This is a genomic window from Corynebacterium hansenii (assembly GCF_030408795.1).
Classification (GTDB): Bacteria; Actinomycetota; Actinomycetes; order Mycobacteriales; family Mycobacteriaceae; genus Corynebacterium; species Corynebacterium hansenii.
Genome location: NZ_CP047211.1, coordinates 2641410 through 2659892 on the forward strand (window position 1 = coordinate 2641410; position 18483 = coordinate 2659892).

At 70.6% G+C, this 18483-nt stretch carries 19 protein-coding genes; 7 read left to right on the forward strand and 12 right to left on the reverse strand.

Going from position 1 to position 18483, the window contains the following annotated elements; translation table 11 throughout:
• Window positions 1-5 precede the first annotated feature (5 nt).
• The gene (locus CHAN_RS11705) at window positions 6-656 is read left to right on the forward strand and encodes a heme-binding beta-barrel domain-containing protein (RefSeq protein ID WP_048742532.1); all 651 of its coding nucleotides are present in this window, start codon (window positions 6-8) and stop codon (window positions 654-656) included.
• A gap of 3 nt (window positions 657-659) precedes the next feature.
• Here the strand turns inward: CHAN_RS11705 and CHAN_RS11710 are convergent, their stop codons facing one another.
• A complete protein-coding gene (locus CHAN_RS11710) occupies window positions 660-1541 on the reverse strand; it encodes an aminodeoxychorismate lyase (protein WP_290289962.1) in 882 nt (293 codons plus the stop codon).
• Window positions 1542-1584: 43 nt separating this feature from the next.
• Here CHAN_RS11710 and ygfZ point away from each other — a divergent pair, with 43 nt between their 5' ends.
• Complete coding sequence (ygfZ, locus tag CHAN_RS11715; RefSeq protein WP_290289964.1) at window positions 1585-2688, forward strand: CAF17-like 4Fe-4S cluster assembly/insertion protein YgfZ; 1104 nt, start codon at window positions 1585-1587, stop codon at window positions 2686-2688.
• A gap of 219 nt (window positions 2689-2907) precedes the next feature.
• The gene (locus CHAN_RS11720) at window positions 2908-3084 is read left to right on the forward strand and encodes a DUF3073 domain-containing protein (RefSeq protein WP_082144436.1); all 177 of its coding nucleotides are present in this window, start codon (window positions 2908-2910) and stop codon (window positions 3082-3084) included.
• An 88-nt stretch (window positions 3085-3172) separates the two neighbouring features.
• Here the strand turns inward: CHAN_RS11720 and purM are convergent, their stop codons facing one another.
• The 3 genes from purM to CHAN_RS11735 form a co-directional block, all read right to left on the reverse strand.
• Window positions 3173-4243 (reverse strand): phosphoribosylformylglycinamidine cyclo-ligase, encoded by a 1071-nt coding sequence (gene purM / locus CHAN_RS11725; protein WP_290289968.1) that lies wholly within the window; start codon window positions 4241-4243, stop codon window positions 3173-3175.
• A gap of 77 nt (window positions 4244-4320) precedes the next feature.
• The gene (gene purF / locus CHAN_RS11730) at window positions 4321-5880 is read right to left on the reverse strand and encodes an amidophosphoribosyltransferase (RefSeq protein WP_290289970.1); all 1560 of its coding nucleotides are present in this window, start codon (window positions 5878-5880) and stop codon (window positions 4321-4323) included.
• A gap of 53 nt (window positions 5881-5933) precedes the next feature.
• Window positions 5934-6341 carry a sterol carrier family protein gene (locus CHAN_RS11735; protein ID WP_290289972.1) on the reverse strand — a complete coding sequence of 136 codons (408 nt, stop codon included), beginning with the start codon at window positions 6339-6341 and terminating at the stop codon, window positions 5934-5936.
• Between the two features lie 22 nt (window positions 6342-6363).
• Between CHAN_RS11735 and CHAN_RS11740 the strand changes: the two genes are divergently transcribed.
• Window positions 6364-7332 (forward strand): acyl-CoA thioesterase, encoded by a 969-nt coding sequence (locus tag CHAN_RS11740; protein WP_377748489.1) that lies wholly within the window; start codon window positions 6364-6366, stop codon window positions 7330-7332.
• Window positions 7333-7348: 16 nt separating this feature from the next.
• Complete coding sequence (locus tag CHAN_RS11745; protein ID WP_290289977.1) at window positions 7349-8008, forward strand: DUF998 domain-containing protein; 660 nt, start codon at window positions 7349-7351, stop codon at window positions 8006-8008.
• On the opposite strand, the gene CHAN_RS11750 is transcribed toward CHAN_RS11745, so the two are convergent.
• Window positions 7983-8399, reverse strand: a complete 417-nt coding sequence (locus tag CHAN_RS11750; RefSeq protein ID WP_048742548.1) for an arsenate-mycothiol transferase ArsC — start codon at window positions 8397-8399, stop codon at window positions 7983-7985. The two genes, CHAN_RS11745 and CHAN_RS11750, sit on opposite strands and share 26 nt — an antisense overlap.
• A gap of 487 nt (window positions 8400-8886) precedes the next feature.
• Between CHAN_RS11750 and CHAN_RS11755 the strand changes: the two genes are divergently transcribed.
• Complete coding sequence (locus CHAN_RS11755) at window positions 8887-10881, forward strand: hypothetical protein (RefSeq protein WP_290289980.1); 1995 nt, start codon at window positions 8887-8889, stop codon at window positions 10879-10881.
• Between the two features lie 325 nt (window positions 10882-11206).
• On the opposite strand, the gene CHAN_RS11760 is transcribed toward CHAN_RS11755, so the two are convergent.
• From CHAN_RS11760 to purS, 5 genes are all read right to left on the reverse strand, one after another.
• Window positions 11207-12142: a cytochrome c biogenesis CcdA family protein gene (locus CHAN_RS11760; RefSeq protein WP_290289982.1), complete on the reverse strand. Its 936-nt coding sequence runs from the start codon at window positions 12140-12142 to the stop codon at window positions 11207-11209.
• 3 nt (window positions 12143-12145) lie between these two features.
• Entirely contained in the window at window positions 12146-12910 is a 765-nt protein-coding gene (locus CHAN_RS11765; RefSeq protein WP_290289984.1) for a thioredoxin domain-containing protein, read from the reverse strand.
• Window positions 12911-13093: 183 nt separating this feature from the next.
• Complete coding sequence (purL, locus tag CHAN_RS11770) at window positions 13094-15445, reverse strand: phosphoribosylformylglycinamidine synthase subunit PurL (protein ID WP_290289987.1); 2352 nt, start codon at window positions 15443-15445, stop codon at window positions 13094-13096.
• 13 nt (window positions 15446-15458) lie between these two features.
• A complete protein-coding gene (purQ, locus tag CHAN_RS11775) occupies window positions 15459-16130 on the reverse strand; it encodes a phosphoribosylformylglycinamidine synthase subunit PurQ (protein WP_048744141.1) in 672 nt (223 codons plus the stop codon).
• On the reverse strand, window positions 16127-16369 hold the full coding sequence (gene purS / locus CHAN_RS11780; RefSeq protein ID WP_082144605.1) for a phosphoribosylformylglycinamidine synthase subunit PurS: 243 nt from the start codon (window positions 16367-16369) through the stop codon (window positions 16127-16129). Before purS ends, purQ begins: the two co-directional genes overlap by 4 nt.
• Before the next feature lie 110 nt (window positions 16370-16479).
• Here purS and CHAN_RS11785 point away from each other — a divergent pair, with 110 nt between their 5' ends.
• Entirely contained in the window at window positions 16480-17280 is an 801-nt protein-coding gene (locus tag CHAN_RS11785) for a CHAP domain-containing protein (RefSeq protein ID WP_290289993.1), read from the forward strand.
• Here the strand turns inward: CHAN_RS11785 and CHAN_RS11790 are convergent.
• The gene (locus CHAN_RS11790; RefSeq protein ID WP_290289996.1) at window positions 17255-17758 is read right to left on the reverse strand and encodes a glutathione peroxidase; all 504 of its coding nucleotides are present in this window, start codon (window positions 17756-17758) and stop codon (window positions 17255-17257) included. The two genes, CHAN_RS11785 and CHAN_RS11790, sit on opposite strands and share 26 nt — an antisense overlap.
• Window positions 17755-18456 (reverse strand): DUF2334 domain-containing protein, encoded by a 702-nt coding sequence (locus tag CHAN_RS11795; RefSeq protein ID WP_048744134.1) that lies wholly within the window; start codon window positions 18454-18456, stop codon window positions 17755-17757. Before CHAN_RS11795 ends, CHAN_RS11790 begins: the two co-directional genes overlap by 4 nt.
• Between the last annotated feature and the right edge of the window lie 27 nt (window positions 18457-18483).

Sequence of the window (18483 nt, forward strand, 5' to 3'; positions counted from 1 at the left end):
GGGGCATGGACGACACCAACGAGAACACGGGCGACGTTCCCCGCCGCCTCGACGGCAACGAGGCGATCGACCGCGCCGCGCAGCAGTCGGAAACCACCGGCGGGCGCAACATCGCGGACCTCCCGGGCCTGCCGATCGCGGAGGACACCGCGAACCTGCGCCACGGCCCCAACCTGCACGACGGCCTGCTGGCCCTGCTGCCGCTGGTCGGCGTGTGGCGCGGCGAGGGCCAGGCGGACACCGTGGTCGACGGCCAGTACCGCTTCGGCCAGCAGATCATCTTCAGCCACGACGGCGAGAACTACCTCAGCTACGAGTCGCGGTTCTGGAAGATCGACGACGACGACAACGTCATCGGCCCCGACCTGCGCGAGACCGGTTTCTGGCGCATCAACGAGGACGACGAGATCGAGTTCCTGTGCACCCACTCGACCGGCGTGGTGGAGATCTACTACGGCAAGCCGGTCACCGAGCGCGCGTGGGAGGTGCAGGCCGCCTCGACCATGGTCACCGCCACCGGCCCGGCGTCGCTGGGCCCGGGCAAGCGCCTGTACGGCCTGATGCCGAACAACGACCTCGGGTGGGTCGACGAGCGCCTGCGCGGCGACGACTTCTTCCCCCGCATGTCCGCCCAGCTGAAGCGCTGGGCCGGATAGCGGTCAGCGCGCGAGCGCTTCCTCGCAGAGCTCCCTGAACTCGGCTTCCGCTGCGGCGCCGGGCGAGGGGAGCTCTTCGCCGTCCAGGGAGGTCACGCGCACCGCGATGCGCACGGAGGACACCAGCCACACGGCGTCGGCGGTGCGCAGGTCCTCGGGCGTGAGCTGCGCGGGCACGCACTCCCAGCCCCGTTCGGCGGCGAGGTCGAACAGCGCGGCCTGGGTGGTGCCGGGCAGGACGCCCTCGCCCGGGTTGGGGGTGAGCAGCCGGCGGCCGCGCACCAGGACGAGCGTCGAGGTCGGCCCCTCGAGCAGGTTGCCCTCGGCGGAGGTGAAGATGACGTCGTCGAACCCGTGCTCCTTCGCGTGGCGCAGGGCCGCCATGTTCGCGGCGTAGGACAGCGTCTTGGCGCCGATCAGCGCCCACGGCGCGCGGTTGCCCAGGTCGAGTTCGAAGCCGCGCTCGGCGAGCATGGCGCGGACGCCGCGCTCGCGGGCCTCGCCGCCGGTGGCCGGGGTGATCATGATGTAGCCGGTCGGCCGGCCGGTCGATTCGCGGCCGCGGGAGTAGACCCACCGCATCGCGGCGTCGCGGCCCGGGGCGGCGGCGTTCCATTCGCCGACGGCCAGGCGCGACGCCTCGCGCCACCGGCCCAGGTCCGGGGCGGGCAGCTGCAGCATGTCGGCGGAGGACAGGAAGCGGTTCTCGTGCCGGGCGACGTTGCAGGCGTGTCCGTCCCTGACCAGCAGCGTTTCGAAGACCCCGTCGCCGCGCACGGCGCCGAGGTCATCCGGGTAGAGGAAGGGAGAGGACGCGTCGGCGACGCGCGGGGCGCCCTCCGAGAGGACGTCGACGAGGATGATGTCGGGATGCGGGGCCGTCATGCCCCATAGCTTATTCGCCGGGGGTCGCGTTACCATGGCGGGCGTGACCTTCGATGAGTTCAGTCCGATCGTCCATCACGTTCCCGGGGCGGTCGCCGTCCCGGAGGGCGATCCCGGCGGGCGGGCGGGCGTCGCGTGGCATTACGGCTCGCCCCTGGTCGAACAGCGGGCGATCGCCGGAGCGGCGGCGCTCGTGGATCGTTCCCACCGCCGGGTGCTGCGGATTTCCGGCCCGGATCGGCTGGACTGGCTGAACACCCTCTTCTCCCAGAAGCTCGACGATGCGCCCGCCGGCTACGCGGCGGAGGCCCTCGACCTGGATCCCCAGGGCCGCGTGCTCCATCACATGGGCGTGGCGGTGCTCGGCGATTCGGTGCTTCTCGACGTCTCGCCGCTCGGCGCGGAGTCGCTGCACCGTTTCCTGACCATGATGATCTTCCGCTCCGACGTCGTCGTCGAGCACGCGGACCTGGCCATCCTCTCGGTCGTCGGCCCCGATGCCGGCGACGTGCTCGCGGCGGCCGATCTGCCCGATCCCGGGGCAGGCGCGGTGGCCGTCGCGGGCGACGGGACCCCGGTGCGCGGCGCCGAGTGGCCGGCGTCCGGTGCCCGGGACGTGTTCGTCCCCCGCGATGGCCTGGTGGGCGCATGGGACCGCCTCGCCGCCGCCGGCGCGAAGCCGACGGGGCTGATGGCGTGGGAGGCGGAGCGCGTGACGTCGCTGCGCCCCGAACCGGGCCTGGACATCGACGAGAAGATGATCCCCCACGAGTCGCCGGCGTGGATCGGCCTCGCCGTCCACCTGGACAAGGGCTGCTACCGGGGCCAGGAAACCGTCTCGCGCGTCCACAACCTCGGTCGCCCGCCCCGCACGCTCGTGCTGCTGCACGTCGACGGGTCGGATTCGGAGCTGCCCGAACCCGGCGACCCGGTGGTGGCGGGCAAGCGGACCGTCGGCCGCGTGGGCACCGTCGTGGAGCACCACGAATACGGGCCGATCGCGTTGGCCCTGGTCAAGCGTTCCTCCCAGGAAGGCGTCGAGCTCACGGCCCGCGGCGTCGCGGTCGCCGTGGATCCCGCCACGGTGGACAGGGATGAATCGGTGCGCCCGGGGCGGGCCGCCGTCGACAAGCTCCGGGGGCGCTGAGACCGCGACACGTGCGAAAATTCCTCTTGCTCAACTAAAGCGCAGGTCACGTACCTGAATCGCCCCCGTGGGCGACCCGCGTGGCGCGGCATGTCGGGTGGGCGTCAACGTCGCGTCGGCAGATGGGCTATGGTGTCACTCAGGAATTGACGCATTAGATGATGGAGGGGCGGCCGAATCCCCGTGCCGCGCCCCGGACCTAAACAAGGGGGTCAGGCCATGGGTCGCGGCCGTGCCAAGGCAAAGCAGGCGAAGGTTGCTCGTCAGCTGAAGTACGATACTCCGGATATGGATCTGGAGCGGCTCCAGCGGGAGCTCGTGAGCAAGTCGGAAGACGACGGCGCTTACGATGACTACTCCGACTGGGAGGACTGGAACAGCGGCGACAGCCGCTGATGCATCCTGCGTTTCATCCGTAGCGAAAAAGGGGGCGGGCCCCGGCCGAATCGGCCGGGCCCGCCCCCTTTTCGGGCGTTTGCCCCCCCTAGAAGCGCGGGTGGTCGCCGCGCAGGGTGGCGCGCTCCGCCGCGGAGTCGCCGGCGGCGCGGACGATGCCGAGCTCCCAGGCGTCGATGTGGCGGGCGGTGAGCATGGCCAGCGCGCGGTCGCGGTCCTCCGGCGCGACGACGGCCACCATGCCGACGCCCATGTTGAAGGTCTTCTCCATCTCCTCGCGGGACACGCGGCCCACCTCGGCGATGGTGCGGAAGATCGGCCCCGGGGTCCAGGTGGCGCGGTCCATGTCGGCGACCAGGCCCTCCGGCATGATGCGGGCCATGTTGCCCGCCAGGCCGCCGCCGGTGACGTGGCAGAAGGTGCGGACCTCCGCCTCCGCCATCAGCGCCAGGCAGTCCTTGGCGTAGATGCGGGTCGGCTCGAGCAGCTCCTCGCCGAGGGTGCGGCCGAAGTCCTCCATGTACTCGTCCAGCGGCAGCGCCGCCCGCTCGAGCAGGACGTGGCGGGCCAGCGAGTAGCCGTTGGAGTGCAGGCCGGACGACGCCATGGCGATGATGACGTCGCCCTCGCGGACGCGGTCGGGGCCGAGCAGCTTGTCCTGCTCGACGACGCCGACGCCGGTGGCGGAGACGTCGTACTCGTCGGGCTCCATGACGCCCGGGTGCTCGGCGGTCTCGCCGCCCAGCAGCGCGCAGCCGGCGTCGATGCAGCCCTCGGCGATGCCGGAGACGATCTCCGCGACGTGCTCGGGCACGACCTTGCCGATGGCGATGTAGTCCTGCAGGAACAGCGGCTCCGCGCCGCAGACCACCAGGTCGTCGACGACCATGGCCACGAGGTCGCGGCCGATGGTGTCGTGCCGGTCCATCGCCTGCGCGACGGCCAGCTTGGTGCCGACGCCGTCGGACGCGGCGGCCAGCAGCGGCTTCTTGTACTCGCCCAGGGCGAAGAGCCCGGCGAAACCGCCGAGCCCGCCGCGCACCTCGGGCCGCGTCGCCTTCTTGGCGATCGGCGCGAACAGCTCGACGGCGCGATCGCCCGCCTCGATGTCCACGCCCGCCGCGGCGTAGGACGCGCCGGTGTTCTGGTTGTCGGTCATGTCCGCTTCTCGTCTCCCGCTCGAATGTCAGTCGATGTCGTTGGTGTGTGATCGCACGCCAGGGTATCCGGCGCCGATCAGGGCTGGGTGGCCTGCATGCGCTGGACGGCCTCCGCGTTGGCGTCCCCGGCGGGCAGCCCCAGCGGGTACGCGCCGTCGAAGCACGCCCGGCACAGTTCCTCCGGCGCCTGCTCGGAGGCCTCGGTCATGCCGTCGACGGACACGAAGCCCAGCGTGTCCGCGCCGATGGCCGTGGCGATGCCGTCCACCAGGTCCCGCTCCGGCAGGCCGTTGGCGATGAGCTCGCCCGGCGAGGCGAAGTCGATGCCGTAGAAGCACGGCCACTTCACCGGCGGCGACGCGATGCGCACGTGCACCTCCGCCGCCCCGGCCTCCCGCAGCATGCGGATCAGCGCCCGCTGCGTGTTGCCGCGGACGATGGAGTCGTCGACGACCACCAGGCGCTTGCCGGCGATGACCTCCTTCAGGGGGTTCAGCTTCAGCCGGATGCCCAGCTGGCGGATGGTCTGCGACGGCTGGATGAAGGTGCGGCCGACGTAGGCGTTCTTGGTCAGGCCCTGGCCAAAGGGGATGCCCGATTCCTGGGCGTAGCCCACCGCGGCGGGGGTGCCGGATTCGGGGACCGGGATGACCAGGTCGCCCTCGGCCGGGAACTCGCGCGCCAGCTGGCGGCCGAGCTCCAGCCGCACGGCGTTGACGGAGCGGCCGCGGATCACGGAGTCGGGGCGGGCGAGGTAGACGTACTCGAAGATGCAGCCCTTGTGGGCGGCGTCGCCGTAGCGGCTGGAGCGCACGCCCGACGCGTCGATGGCCACCAGCTCGCCCGGCTCGATCTCGCGGACGAAGGAGGCGCCGACGATGTCGAGGGCGCAGGTCTCCGAGGCCACGACCCACCCGTTGGCCAGGCGGCCCAGCACCAGCGGGCGCACTCCCTGCCGGTCGCGGGCGGCGTAGAGGGTTTCTCCGTCGGTGAAGGTCAGGCAGAACGCGCCCTCCAGGCGCGGCAGCAGGCGCAGGGCCGCCGCCTCGACGACGGTGCCGTTGTGGGCGACGTCCTCTTCGTCCCGCCGCTCCTCGGCGATGAGCCCGGTCTCGTGCGCCAGCAGGGCGCACATGATGTCGGAGTCGCTGGGCAAGTTGTCGCGGAGGTCGACGAGCCCGTGGCCCGCGGCCTCCTCCGCCAGCGCGACGTGGTTGATCAGATTGCCGTTGTGCCCCAGGGCGATGTCGGTGCCATCCGGCGCCATGCGGAACATGGGCTGGGCGTTCTCCCACGACGGCGAACCGGCCGTGGTGTACCGCGTGTGCCCCACCGCGATGTGCCCCTTGAGGGCGTCGAGCGACTGCTCGTCGAAGACCTGCGACACCAGGCCCAGGTCCTTGAAGACCAGGATCTGGTCGCCGTCGCCCACCGCGATGCCGGCGGCTTCCTGGCCGCGGTGCTGCAGGGCGAACAGCCCGTAGTAGGTGAGCTTGGAGACGTCTTCGCCGGGCGCCCAGACGCCGAACACCCCGCACTCTTCGCGGGGCGGCTGCTCCCCGTGATCGTCGAACGGGGAGGCGGGTGACTGGGTTGACGCCGGGACGGGGGAACCGTAGTTCAGGGGATCGGCCACGCCGACAAGGATAGTCGGGCCGCCGGGGCGCAGACCAAACCGGTCGCCGCCCCTCACCCCAACCGGCACACGGGAAGATGCCCGGAAAGCTCCCCCGCGCGGGTGCCCGACACCTCCATCGACTCGCCCGGCTCCTCCCCCGCGCGTTCCCGGGCCTCGTCGAAGCCGACCAGGCCAAGCGCCATCCGCAGCCACGTCCGCGGCGTCACCTCCACGACGTTGGGCGGCGTGCCGCGCGTGTGCCTCGGCCCCTCGATGCACTGGACGGCCGCGAACGGGGGCACGCGGAGTTCGACGCTGTGGCCGGGCGCCTCCTGGGCGAGCATCCGCGCCGACAGCCGGACGGCCCTGGCCAATTCGGCGCGGCCGGGCCGGGGGGACGACGGGCCGTCGTCAAGCAGCCAGGCCTCCACCGAGGCCATGGCCTCCCTCAATTCCACGGGATCGACCTTCTTCGCCATGCCCCGCATTATTGTTGACGGCATGCCTTCGCCTTCGGTGACCCTCCGCTTCCTCGCCGCGCCCACGGACGTGCTCATGGCCGGCTCCAACAGCGTCCACGGCGGCCGCGTGCTGCAGTGGATCGACAAGGCGGCCTACGCCTGCGCGACCGGCTGGTCCGGCGAGTACTGCGTGACCGCCTACTTCGGCCACATCCACTTCGACCGGCCGATCCCGTCGGGCCACATGGTCGAGGTCCGCTCCAAGATCGCGTACACGGGCCGCACGTCGATGCACATCGTCAACGAGGTCCTCTCCCGCGACCCTCGCGAGGGCGAGTTCACCCGCGCCGCCGACTGCCTGGTCATCTTCGTGGCCATGGACGAGAACGGGAAGCCCACCCCGGTGCCGCCGTGGGAGCCCCAGACCGACGAGGAGAAGCGCGCGAAGGACGCCGCCATTTCCCGTTTCGACCTGCGCCGCGACATCGAGGCCGCCATGCGCGCCCAGACGTACACCGCCGATTCCTCGGCCCCGGAGCTGGTCACGCGCTTCCTGGCCAAGCCGACCGACGTCAACTGGGGCGGCAACGTCCACGGCGGCACGGCGATGGAGTGGATCGACGAAGCCGCGTCGGCGTGCTCCATGAACTGGGCCGGCCGCCAGACCATCGCGGTGTACGCGGGCGGCGTGCGGTTCTACAAGCCCATCCACATCGGCGATCTGGTCGAGGTCCGCGCGCGGATCCTGCGCACCGGCACGACGTCGATGCACATGAGCGTCCACGTCCATTCGGGCGAGCCGCGCAAGGGCCGCGGCGGCCTGCAGCTGGCGCTGCATTCGTCGATGACGTACGTGGCCATCGACGACGACTTCAAGCCGCAGCCGGTCCCCCATTTCCAGCCGACCACGGACGAGGACAAGCGCCTGCACGCCCACGACCTGTCGCTGAAGGAACTGCGCGACGCCTACCAGCCGCTGCCGCTGGTGGGGCCCCTGGGCCGGGTCTGAGGTGTCCCCTTCTCGCTTGACGACGGCCCGCGTCTCCCTCATCGCCCTCGCCGCCGTGGTGGCCGTGATCTATTCGGGGTGGATGATGGAGGCGTTCCTGCCCAACGGGGTGGATCCGCTGATGTCCTTCGCGTCGGAGCTGGCCGCGCGCACGGAGCCCCACGGTGACCTGTTCGCGCGCCTGGACACCGTGTCGGGGACGCTCCTGGTGGTTTTGGGTGCCCTGTCCGCGGCGCTGACGTGGCGCGGCGGGGTGACGTGGGGATCGGCGGCGGTTCCGGCCGGTTTCTGGGTGTGGGGTGCCGCTACCATCGCCGACTCGATTTTCCGCATGCCCACCGTGACCACCGTCGGCCCCGGCGCCTCGGCGACGTTGACGGATGCCGAGAAGACGGACGTGCTCGTCCATTCGATCTGCTCGTCGACTGCGGCGGTGGGGATGGCGCTGGTGGGCGTCGGGCTGTGGCTGCTGGGCCGCCGCGTGCTGGCCGGGGTGTTCCTGGCGTTGCTGGCGGCGGTGGCGGTGACGTCCGGGCTCAACGAGTTCGGCGGGCCGAACCTGTGGCTGGGCCTGTGGCAGCGTCTGTCGCTGGCCGTGGGGGTGGTGGCCATCGTGTCGGTGGCCCGGGCGATTTCGGCCGCTGCGGCGGTTACAGCTCGTCGAGAAGCTTCCTGACCCGCCCGTCGATCTCGTCGCGGATGAGGTCCATCCGTTCCTCGCCCTCGATGCCGCGGCGGCTGGGTTCGTCGACTTCCCAGCGTTCGACGGTGGTTTTCATGCCGTCGTGGACGGGGATTTCGGCGCCGCCGACGACGATGACCCGGTCGGCCGCGCGCATTGCGTCGGCGTCGATGGCCTTCGGGTTGCCGCAGGTCATGTCGGCCCCGATCTTCGACAGCGACGCCGCCGAGCCCTCGTTGATCGCGTCGCCCGGCGTGACGCCCGCCGAGATCACGTCGATGTCGCGGCCGGCTTCGTCGGCGCGCAGGCGCATGATGGCCTCCGCCATCTGGGACTTTCCGCTGTTCGTGTTGCAGAGGAAGTAGACCGTGGGCTTGTCGGGCATCGTCGCTCCGTTCGTCGGGGGTGTGGGCTGCGGCGCCTGTGCGTGCTGCGCCCAGGGTACGCGCGGGGGCTGGCTTTGCGACGGGCCGGCGTGGGAGGCGAGGGGCGCGGTGCGCGACGTGGCCGTGGCGTGCAGCCGCCCTCACGTCGCGAAGCCATCGCGATGCGATCGGCGTGCTCCTGCGGTGCCGTCCTGAGCCGCCACCATTTCGATGTGAGCCCCCGCCCCGTGGACGACCGCATTCCCGCGCGGACGACGCCAACCCGCGTGGCCCGCAACGCCGTCCAGCCATTCAGGCGGGCGGCCGAAACCCCGCCAAAGAGGCAAGCGCACTTGACCCGCAGCGCCCGCGACCCTGCGCGGACGACGTGCACCCACATGGCCCCAGCGCCCTCCAGCCACCCTTTAGTCGCCGATACGTGCGAGCCGCTCGAGCGCCACCCCGCGTGGTGCGAAAGTGCCCCATGGTGCGAAAAGAAGCGAAACCGTGACGCAATGTTCGAGCAATATCGGTCGAACACGTGTATCATCTGTGGTGAAGCGGGATGGGGATAATGGGCCGGCTTCCACAGGGGGAACTCGAGGGTTTCCCGTTGACGTTGCAGTTCCAGTTTCTTTTCGCCACCGTGGGGGAATCGACATGGCTTTCGACCATGTTCCATCCGATGCAAACGACGATGAGCACAACTGTCCGGACCACCACCGCAACCACCACGCCCACCCGCCCGACAACGTTGGGTGGGACACGCCCGACGCCGTAGACCAGGCCGATCAAGCTGATCAAAATGGCCAGGATGGCCAGGCCGGCGGCCAGCAGGAATGCCCGTCGCATCAGTCGACCGAACCGGAGGCCCTGTCGCGCAAGCGGTGGGTCACCGAACGCACCGATGATGCGTTGGCCTGCCTGGCCCGTGAGCGCAACATCGCCGAGGTCGACATGGCGATTGCCTGCACACCCGACGGTGGCACGGACGTCGATTCCCACGCCGCGACCATCGCCACCCGCATCGGTGCGGGCAAGGTGCGGGCGATGCAGTACTGCGACGTCGGGGTGATGCTCCACCGCATGCCGAGAATCCGGGCCTTCTGTGTCGGCGGTGTGGTGCCGATGGGGCACCTGGTGAAAATCGCCGCCGCCATCATCGCCGTCACCGACGACCACCTCGAAGAGGTAGAGGCGAAGTTCTTGGAGTACCTCACGCCCCGGCGGGATTTCCAGGCGCTTCCCGGCATCAGGGTCTTCGCCCGGCACCTGGCCCGCATCGTCGAGGAGATCGAACCGATCTCCACCCCACCCGACGACGACGCAGAACAACCGGCCTCGGAGGGGTACGTCGCCGACCGGGACTCCCCCGGTGATCACGGGTGCGTGGAGGTGGTGTTGCGCAAGGATCGGTTGGCCGAGTTCGACGCCACCGTCCGCGCCATCCGGGATGCCCGCCTCAACGCCGGGGAGGCCTGCACCCTCGCCGATGCGCTCATGCACTTGTGCCGCGGCGATCACGGCGGGGCGAACGTGACGCTGAATGTGTATGCCGATGGTGGGGTCACCGATGAGGGGGAGCTTCGGTTGTGGTTGGACGGTGCCGGGTGGTTGCCGACCTACGTGACAAAGCAGTGGTTGGAGCGCGCCACCGCGGTGCGGTTGTCGGGTGATTCGGTCACGGGTGGGTATGTGCCCACCGAGGCGCAGAAGGCGAGGGTTCGTGGTCGGGATGGTGGGTGCCGGTTTCCGGGGTGTTCGGTGCCGGCGGATAGGTGCCAGATCGATCATGTCGTCAACTACGACCCGAACCTCGACCACGCCGGATTGGTGGATAACCCGCTGTTCAACACCGCGGGCCAGGGGCATGATCACTGCAGCCACGGTCACGGCGACCATGGCGGCTGCGGCCACGACCACGACCACTGTGGCCACGCCCATGAGCATGCCGGTGGGTTCGTCGCCGGCAACGCCGCCAACGGTTTGGGTGTGACGGCGACGTGGAATCTGCAGTGTTTGTGCCAGCACCACCACAACCTCAAGACCAGCAGGCACTGGCATGCGGTGATGCACGACGACGCGTCGGTGACGTGGAGCGACCACACCGGTGAGGTGCAGGCGACGACGGTGCCGCATGGGCCGATCGCCCACATCAAACGCCAGACCTTCGATCAGCGGGCGGCGAGGTTGGCGAAGACCATCCGCGCCGACAACGACAAGCGCATGCGCGCGGCGGCGGAGGCACGGGAGGCGATGGACCGAGCCGAAGTTGATGCGGCCTTGCGGGAACACGCCAGGAAAACCGCGAAGTATGAGCGGGAGATGGAGGAGTTCGTTGCCGGGCCGTTGAATTCACCGGACCCGGTGGTAGCCGGGGATGCGCGGGCGGTGGTCGATGCGACCGATGATGGGTGGCCGTGCACGGAGGACGACACGGAGCCGGCGTCGGTGCCCGAGGCGCCGCGGCCGTTGGGGCCGGACCCCACGGTGCCCTTTTGATGGTGCCTGATGTGGCCCTTCTGATGTCGCGCCTGTTGTGGCCGTTCCGATGGAGGCGGTGATTCCGGTGGCGGCCCGATGGAGGCTACCGATGCACTCGTTCCCATGGAGAAGCCTGATGCACGGAACCGGAAAGGCACCGCCCGGCCCGGGGCAGGCCAATCCTTGGGCAGGCGAATTCAGGCAACCCGAAACCCAAAACCAAGGCCGGCGAAGACGAGCCGCGAACTGGACGCGGGGCCCGGCGAGCTTCGGCGACCCCAGAAGCCGGGGCGACCGGCGACACCCGGCGGCCCCGCCCCAAGGACCGTTGACCCCGAGGCCTCTATTCCGCGGACGTGCCGCGTGCCCGGGAAGCCGAGGAACCGGTGCCGGCGTCGGCGTCAGAGGCATCGTCGGCTCCGCCTTCATCGGCGCCGGCACCCGCACCCGCACGCCGAGCACGGAGCAGGTACACGACGAGGCCGATCGCGACCAGCACGAGCACGCCGAGCAGGACCCACAAATCGGACACCGCACCCGACGCCTTGGCCAACCATTCCTGCATGGCGAACTGCTGGTCCACGGTCGTCGCGCCGCCGAGGCCCGCCGTCCCGCCGGTCACGATGAACAGCACGCCCAACGCGACCAACACGACGCCGGCGATCAGCGACAGCGAATTCGTGCGCACCGGCCCGACCTTCACCGTCCGCGGCCGCAGCCACGACCGCGAACCGAGGTCGAACTTCTCCCACAGCAACGCCATCACCAGAAGGGGCGCGGCCATGCCCAACGCGTACACCGCCATCAGCACGCCGCCCTGCACCGTCGAACCGCCCGCCAACGCGACGGTCAAAATCGCGCCGAGCAGCGGCCCCGAGCAGAACCCCGCCAAGCCGTACACCGCACCAAGCACCGCGACGTTGAACACGCCCGTGCCCTTCGCCGTCGCCCCGGCATCGGGCCCCAAACTCCCGCCGAACCGAAACCCGCCCCCCAGCGCCGTGAACACGCCGAGCGCGATGACCACCAGGCCCGCGACCAACGTCACCGTCGCGCGATGAATGGTCAGCAGCGACCCGACGGCGCCGATGCCCGCGCCCATCGGCACGAGCACCGCGATCATGCCCAGGTAAAACACCACCGTGCGCTGCACCAGCTTGCCCACGCCGTCGAAGGCGTACGCGAAAAACGACGGCAGCAGCAGAGCCGAACAGGGGCTCAGCAGCGACAGCAACCCGCCCAGGAACGCCCCGGCGAAACCGATCGAACCGACCCCCACGCGCTACTCCCCCGCCCCGGCCGGCAGCTGGGACTCGATGGCGTCGATGAACGTCTGCAGCGGCTGCGCCCCCACGATCGCGCCCTTGCCCACGATGAACGTCGGCGTCGAATTCACGCCGTACAGCGAACCCTCCTCGGCATCCTTGTCGATCGCCTCATCGAAACGATCCGACAGCATGTCCGCGCGGAACTTCTCCAGATCCGGGATGCCCGCCTCCTCGGCGAAGGACATCAGCGCCTGCTCGTCCAGGTCCGCGTGGCCGCGCTCGGGGGCGGCGGCCATGACCACGCGGTGGAAATCGTGGAACTTGTCCTGCTCGGCGGCGGCGCGGCCGGCGCGGGCGGCGAACTTCGAGTCGCCGCCGAAGAGCGGCATGTCGCGCCACTCGATGCGCAGCTTCCCGGTCTCCACGTAATCGGAGATCAGCTTCGGCTCCATGTCGCGGGCGAACTTCGCGCAGAACGGGCAGCGCCAGTCCGAGTAGTTCACCAGCACCACGGGCGCGTCGACGGGGCCCACCGCCATGCGGTCGTTCTCGTCGCGGCGGGCGAGGAAGCTCAGCCCCTCGCCGCCCGACCCGGGATCCGCGTGCGGGGTGCCGCCCTCCCCGGAGGCGGCGCCCTTGGCCGGCTCGGAATCGGAGGACCCGCCCCACACCATGTACCCGCCGACGCCGGCGATCGCGAGCACGACCACCACCAGCGCAATCAACGCCGGCACCATCCCGGGGGCGGCCTTCTTACTGCGGTTGGCGGTGTCGCTCATGTGATCTCCGTTTCCTGTTCGGGTCGAATGTCGCGGTCCATCGATTGTGCATGCCCTTGCTTTGCGACGCCCACGACCCCTCGGCACGCCACGGAACCAGGGGCGCCCCACCGTAACCCATCGCGAAAAAACCGGCCCTCCCGCACCCGCGGGAGAGCCGGTCGACGACGACGGCGACGGAGACTACTCCGCCTCCACCACCGAGTTCGCGCCGGCGGCGTGGGCGAACAGCTTCGGCAGCGTATCGCGCCACGCCGACTCCGCCTCGGCCAGCGGGATCTCGAAGGAGATCTCGCCGCCGGAGACGCGGATGACCTTGTCGTCGCCGGCCAGCACGCGGCCGATCTTCGCGAACGGCACGCCCACCTCGGCGGCGCGGGCCTCGAGCTCGGCGGCGTCGCCGGCGCGGACGGCCACGAGGGCGCGGGACGCCGTCTCCGAGAACAGGGCCACGAACGGGTCGGCCGAGACGTCGTCAAGCGAAATCTCGACGCCGACGCCGGACTGGACCGCGGCCTCGACGACCGCCTGCGACAGGCCGCCCTCGGACAGGTCGCGGGCCGCGGTGACGAAGTGCTCGCCGCGGGCCTCGATGGTGCCGTGGAAGAACTCGGTCAGCTTCTCCTCGTCGGCCAGGTCGATGGCCGGCGGCATGCCGCCCAGCGCATCGTGGGCGACCTGCTGCCAGATCGAACCGCCCAGCTCGTCGGCGGTGTCGCCGAGGAGGTACAGAACCTCGTCGCCGGCGCCGTCCTCGCCGAGGCGGTTGCCGATGACCTTCTCCACGTCCTCGACGATGCCCAGCACCGCGATGACGGGGGTCGGCAGGATCGGCTCGTCGCCGGTCTGGTTGTAGAACGACACGTTGCCGCCGGTGACCGGGACGCCCAGCTCGGCGGCGCCGTCGGCCAGGCCGCGGACGGCCTCGGCGAACTGCCACATGGCGTCGGGGTTCTCCGGCGAGCCGAAGTTCAGGCAGTTCGACACCGCGTAGGGCTTCGCGCCGGTGACGGAGACGTTGCGGTGCGCCTCGGCCAGCGCCAGGCGGACGCCGGTGCGCGGGTCGAGCTTGGTGTAACGGCCCGAGGCGTCGGTGGACAGCGCCACGCCGCGGCCGGTCTCCTCGTTGACGCGCAGCACGCCGGCGTCGGAATGCTTCGCGGCGACGGTGTTGCCGCGCACGTAGCGGTCGTACTGCTCGGTGATGTGCGCGCGGGAGCACAGCGCCGGCGACGCCGCGAGGTCGAGGACGGTCTTGCGCAGCTCCTCCGACGTCGACGGGCGGGCCAGGTCCGGCTCGCGCTGCAGCTCGTCCTGCCACTCGGGGCGGGCGTACGGGCGGTGGTACGTCGGGCCCTCGTCGGCGATGGTCTTCGGCGGGGCGTCGACGACGGTCTTGCCGCCGTGGGTGATCACCAGGTTCGTGCCGTCGGTGACCTCGCCGATGTCGGAGGCGATGACGTCCCACTTGGCGCAGATGGCCATGAACTCGTCCATGTCCTCCGGCTTCACCACGGCGCACATGCGCTCCTGGGACTCCGACGACAGGATCTCCGCGGCGGTCATGTTCTCCGCGCGCAGGTGGACGTTGTCCAGGTTGACGTTCATGCCGCCGTCGCCGGCGGCCGCCAGCTCGGACACCGCGCAGGACAGGCCCGCGCCGCCGAGGTCCTGGATGCCGACGACGACGCCGGCCTTGTACAGGTCCAGGCAGCACTCGATGAGCACCTTCTCGGCGAACGGGTCGCCGACCTGGACGGCGGGGAGCTTGCGCTCCGCGCCCTCCTCGAAGGTGTCCGAGGCCAGCACCGACACGCCGCCGATGCCGTCGAGGCCCGTGCGCGAACCGAAGAGCACCACGCGGTTGCCCGTGCCCGACGCGAACGCCAGGTGGAGGTCATCCACCGGCAGCACGCCGACGCACAGGGCGTTGACCAGGGGGTTGCCCGCGTAGGACTCGTCGAAGACGGTCTCGCCGCCGATGTTCGGCAGGCCCAGGCAGTTGCCGTAGCCGCCGACGCCGGAGACGACGCCCGGCAGCACGCGCTGCGTGTCCGGGGCGTCGGCCGCGCCGAAGCGCAGCTGATCCATCACCGCGACCGGGCGGGCGCCCATCGCCATGATGTCGCGGACGATGCCGCCGACGCCGGTGGCCGCGCCCTGGTAGGGCTCGACGTAGGACGGGTGGTTGTGGGACTCGACCTTGAAGGTGACGGCCCAGCCGTCGCCGATGTCGACGACGCCGGCGTTCTCGCCGATGCCCGCCAGCATCTTCTCCTTCATGGCGTCCGTGGTGGTCTCGCCGAAGTAGCGCAGGTGCACCTTGGACGACTTGTACGAGCAGTGCTCCGACCACATCACGGAGTACATGGCCAGCTCGGCGTCGGTGGGGCGGCGGCCGAGGATCTCGCGGATGCGGGCGTACTCGTCCTCCTTCAGGCCCAGCTCGGCCCAGGGCTGCGCCACGTCCGGGGTGGCGGCGGCGTTGTCGACGGTGTCGTCGTGGACGTTGACGTGCGGGGTGTTGTCGGTCATGTCGATCCTCCCTTTACGCGCCGATGGCGGAGACGGCGGACAGGAACAGCTCGAGACCGTCGAGCGACGGGCCGGTCAGCGCCTCGACGGCGTGCTCCGGGTGCGGCATGAGGCCCACGACGCGGCCGTCGGCGCTGCACACGCCGGCGATGTCGTTGATCGAGCCGTTGGGGTTCTCCACGTAGCGGAACACCACGCGGCCCTCCTCCTCCAGCTCGCGGATGGTGTCCGGGGCGGCCTGGAAACGGCCCTCGCCGTGCTTCGACGGGATGAGGATCTCCTGGCCCGCCGTCAGCGACGACGTCCACGCGGTGTCGGCGTTCTCCACCTTCAGGTGCAGGTCGCGGCACACGAAGTGCAGGCCCTCGTTGCGGGTCAGGGCGCCCGGCAGGAGGCCGGACTCGGTGAGGATCTGGAAGCCGTTGCAGATGCCCAGCACCGGCATGCCCTTGCCCGCGGCGTCGATGACCGACCGCATGACCGGGGCCAGCGCGGAGATCGCGCCGCTGCGCAGGTAGTCGCCGTAGGAGAAGCCGCCGGGCACGACGACGGCGTCGACGCCCTTCAGGTCGGCGTCGGCGTGCCAGAGATCGACCGCCTCCGCCCCGGCCAGCCGCACGGCGCGGGCGGCGTCGACGTCATCCAGGGTGCCGGGGAAGGTGATGACGCCGATCCTGGCGGTCACTTGCCCTCCCCGCGCACGACCTCGAAGTCCTCGATGACCGTGTTGGCCAGCAGCGTCTCCGCCAGGCGGTTCAGGTCCTCGTCGGAAACGGAATCGTCGACCTCGAGCTCGAATCGCTTGCCCTGGCGAACGTCCGACACCCCGGAGACGCCGATGCGCCCCAGAGCCCGGTGGACGGCCTGGCCCTGCGGGTCGAGGATCTCCGCCTTGGGCATCACATTGACAACTACACGCGCCACGTAAGTGCTCCTGTTTTTCGGTGGGAAGCCCCGCCTGGTCGCGGGACGCATATCCGGGGACAACTCTACTAGGCGGCGGGGACCGCACACGCCGCCGCTATCCTGAGCCCATGACCGACGCCCGCCCTCCCCGACGTTTCGGCCTCGCCCCCTGGCCCATCCTGCTGCTCGTGTTCGTGTTCGCCTTCGGTGCGGCGGTGACGCTGTGGGGGCCGGTCAACCTCCTGGCCTGGCGCGGGGGCCCCTTCCCCGAGACCGACCCCGAGCGGCCCCTCTACCAGCAGGGCATCGTGGAAATCGCGCGCGCCCAGTACGAGGAACAGCCCGGCGGCGCCCGCTACTTCACGCGCGGCGACGGGGAGGCCGGCCCGTCGGAAAGCACCGTGGCCCCCAAGACCGGACCGGACCGCCGCTATCCGGAGGGCCGCTGGGACGCCGCATTCGTGTCGTGGGTGCTCAACGAGGTGGGGCTGCCGGTGCGGGCGGAGCAGCCGGGGCGGCCCAATTCGTGGTTGGTGACGGACGTCCTCGAGCTCGCCGGGGCGATGGCCGACCGGGGCGCCTACATCGACGCCGCGGCGGAGCCGGAGTTCTCGCCGCAGATCGGCGACCTGGTGTTCTACGACTACCCGGGGCCGTTCGGCCACCACGTCAACATGGTCGTGGCGGTGCACGGCGAGGTGGTCACCGTCGGCGGCGACGAATTCGGCAAGGTCGGCCTGGCCAGCATGAACCTGCGCAACCGCAGCGGCATCATGGGCTGGGGCGCCACCGGCATGCTGGAGGGGCCGCTGGCGGCGGATCCGCTGCCGGCTCCGGAAATCGACGTGATCCCGCTTCCCGACGACGCCGACCCGGATCCCGAGTTCGGCCCGCGGCCGGCGCCTATGCCGGAAGATGCTCCTCGATGAGCTCGATGATCGCGTCGTCGTCGGGCTCGGTGCGGGGCCGGAAGCGGCCGACGATCTCGCCGGAATCGTCGACGACGAACTTCTCGAAGTTCCACGCCACGTCGCCCGCCTCGCCGTCGGCGTCGGCGAAGGCGGTCAAACGCTTGAATAGCGGGTGCGCGCCGTCGCCGTTGACCTCGACCTTAGCGAACATGGGGAATTCGACGCCGTAGTTGGTCTCGCAGAAGTCGGCGATCTGATCCTCGTCGCCGGGCTCCTGGCCGCCGAACTGGTTGCAGGGGAAGCCGAGGACGAAGAAGCCGCGCATGTGGAACTCGTCGTGAAGTTCCTGCAGCGCGCGGTACTGGTCGGTCAGGCCGCATTCGCTGGCGACGTTGACGATGAGCAGGACATGGCCCGCCCAATCCGCCAGCGTGGTCTCGCGGCCGTCGATGGTGGTGACGGGAATGTCGTGGAGGGTGCCGTTGCCTTCGCTCATGCCGCCCATCGTAGGGGCACCGCGCCGTAGCCCGCCGGGGCGACGCCCGCGGCCATGGCCATGTCCAGCAGGCGGAGGATGTCGCGGCGCACCTTCTCGTCGCGCAGGCGGGCGGCGGACACCGAGATGCGGATCGGCCGGCCGTCGGCGAGGGCGCGGTTGACCGAGTTGCGCATCGCCCGGCGCCACCAGCGCGCGGCGCCGAAGCCCTCGCCCACCGCCAGCACGCGGGTGGGGTCGGTGGCGCCGGTGACCAGGTCGTGGACGCCGTGCAGGTCGGCGGCGATGCGGAAGCCCAGGTCCGGCAGAACCTCCAGCGTGCCGGGCGACATCAGCCAGCGCGGCGGGGCGAACATGTCGGTTTCCAGGCTCAGCGCCCGCATCTGGCGCGTCGCGGCGGTCAGGCGCAGCCGGGCCTCGTGGGCGTCGAGCGAGGCAAATTCGCCGCGCCGGCCGCGGTCCGACTGGTCGTAGCCGGCCAGCAGGATCTCGGCGCCCTCGTCGCGCCGGCGCCGGATCCAATCGAGCACCGCCGGCGAATCCCGCAGTGACCAATCCCCGCCCAGATACGGCGCGACCAGCAGAGACGGCGAGATGCCCCGGTACTCCAGGGCGGCGATGAAACGTGCGGCGTCGAGCAGCCGGTCATCCCGGATGCCCGACACCGACACCACGAGGGCGGGCGAGACGGCGGTCATGGGCCAAGCAAAGCATCGCGGGGTGAA

Bases quoted from the DNA above. Each gene is read 5' to 3' on its own strand.
- CHAN_RS11705 (WP_048742532.1), top strand. From the start codon at position 6: ATGGACGACACCAACGAGAACACGGGCGACGTTCCCCGCCGCCTCGAC.
- CHAN_RS11710 (WP_290289962.1), bottom strand. From the start codon at position 1,541: ATGACGGCCCCGCATCCCGACATCATCCTCGTCGACGTCCTCTCGGAG.
- CHAN_RS11720 (WP_082144436.1), top strand. From the start codon at position 2,908: ATGGGTCGCGGCCGTGCCAAGGCAAAGCAGGCGAAGGTTGCTCGTCAG.
- purM (WP_290289968.1), bottom strand. From the start codon at position 4,243: ATGACCGACAACCAGAACACCGGCGCGTCCTACGCCGCGGCGGGCGTG.
- CHAN_RS11735 (WP_290289972.1), bottom strand. From the start codon at position 6,341: ATGGCGAAGAAGGTCGATCCCGTGGAATTGAGGGAGGCCATGGCCTCG.
- CHAN_RS11740 (WP_377748489.1), top strand. From the start codon at position 6,364: ATGCCTTCGCCTTCGGTGACCCTCCGCTTCCTCGCCGCGCCCACGGAC.
- CHAN_RS11750 (WP_048742548.1), bottom strand. From the start codon at position 8,399: ATGCCCGACAAGCCCACGGTCTACTTCCTCTGCAACACGAACAGCGGA.
- CHAN_RS11765 (WP_290289984.1), bottom strand. From the start codon at position 12,910: ATGAGCGACACCGCCAACCGCAGTAAGAAGGCCGCCCCCGGGATGGTG.
- purL (WP_290289987.1), bottom strand. From the start codon at position 15,445: ATGACCGACAACACCCCGCACGTCAACGTCCACGACGACACCGTCGAC.
- CHAN_RS11785 (WP_290289993.1), top strand. From the start codon at position 16,480: ATGACCGACGCCCGCCCTCCCCGACGTTTCGGCCTCGCCCCCTGGCCC.
- CHAN_RS11790 (WP_290289996.1), bottom strand. From the start codon at position 17,758: ATGAGCGAAGGCAACGGCACCCTCCACGACATTCCCGTCACCACCATC.
- CHAN_RS11795 (WP_048744134.1), bottom strand. From the start codon at position 18,456: ATGACCGCCGTCTCGCCCGCCCTCGTGGTGTCGGTGTCGGGCATCCGG.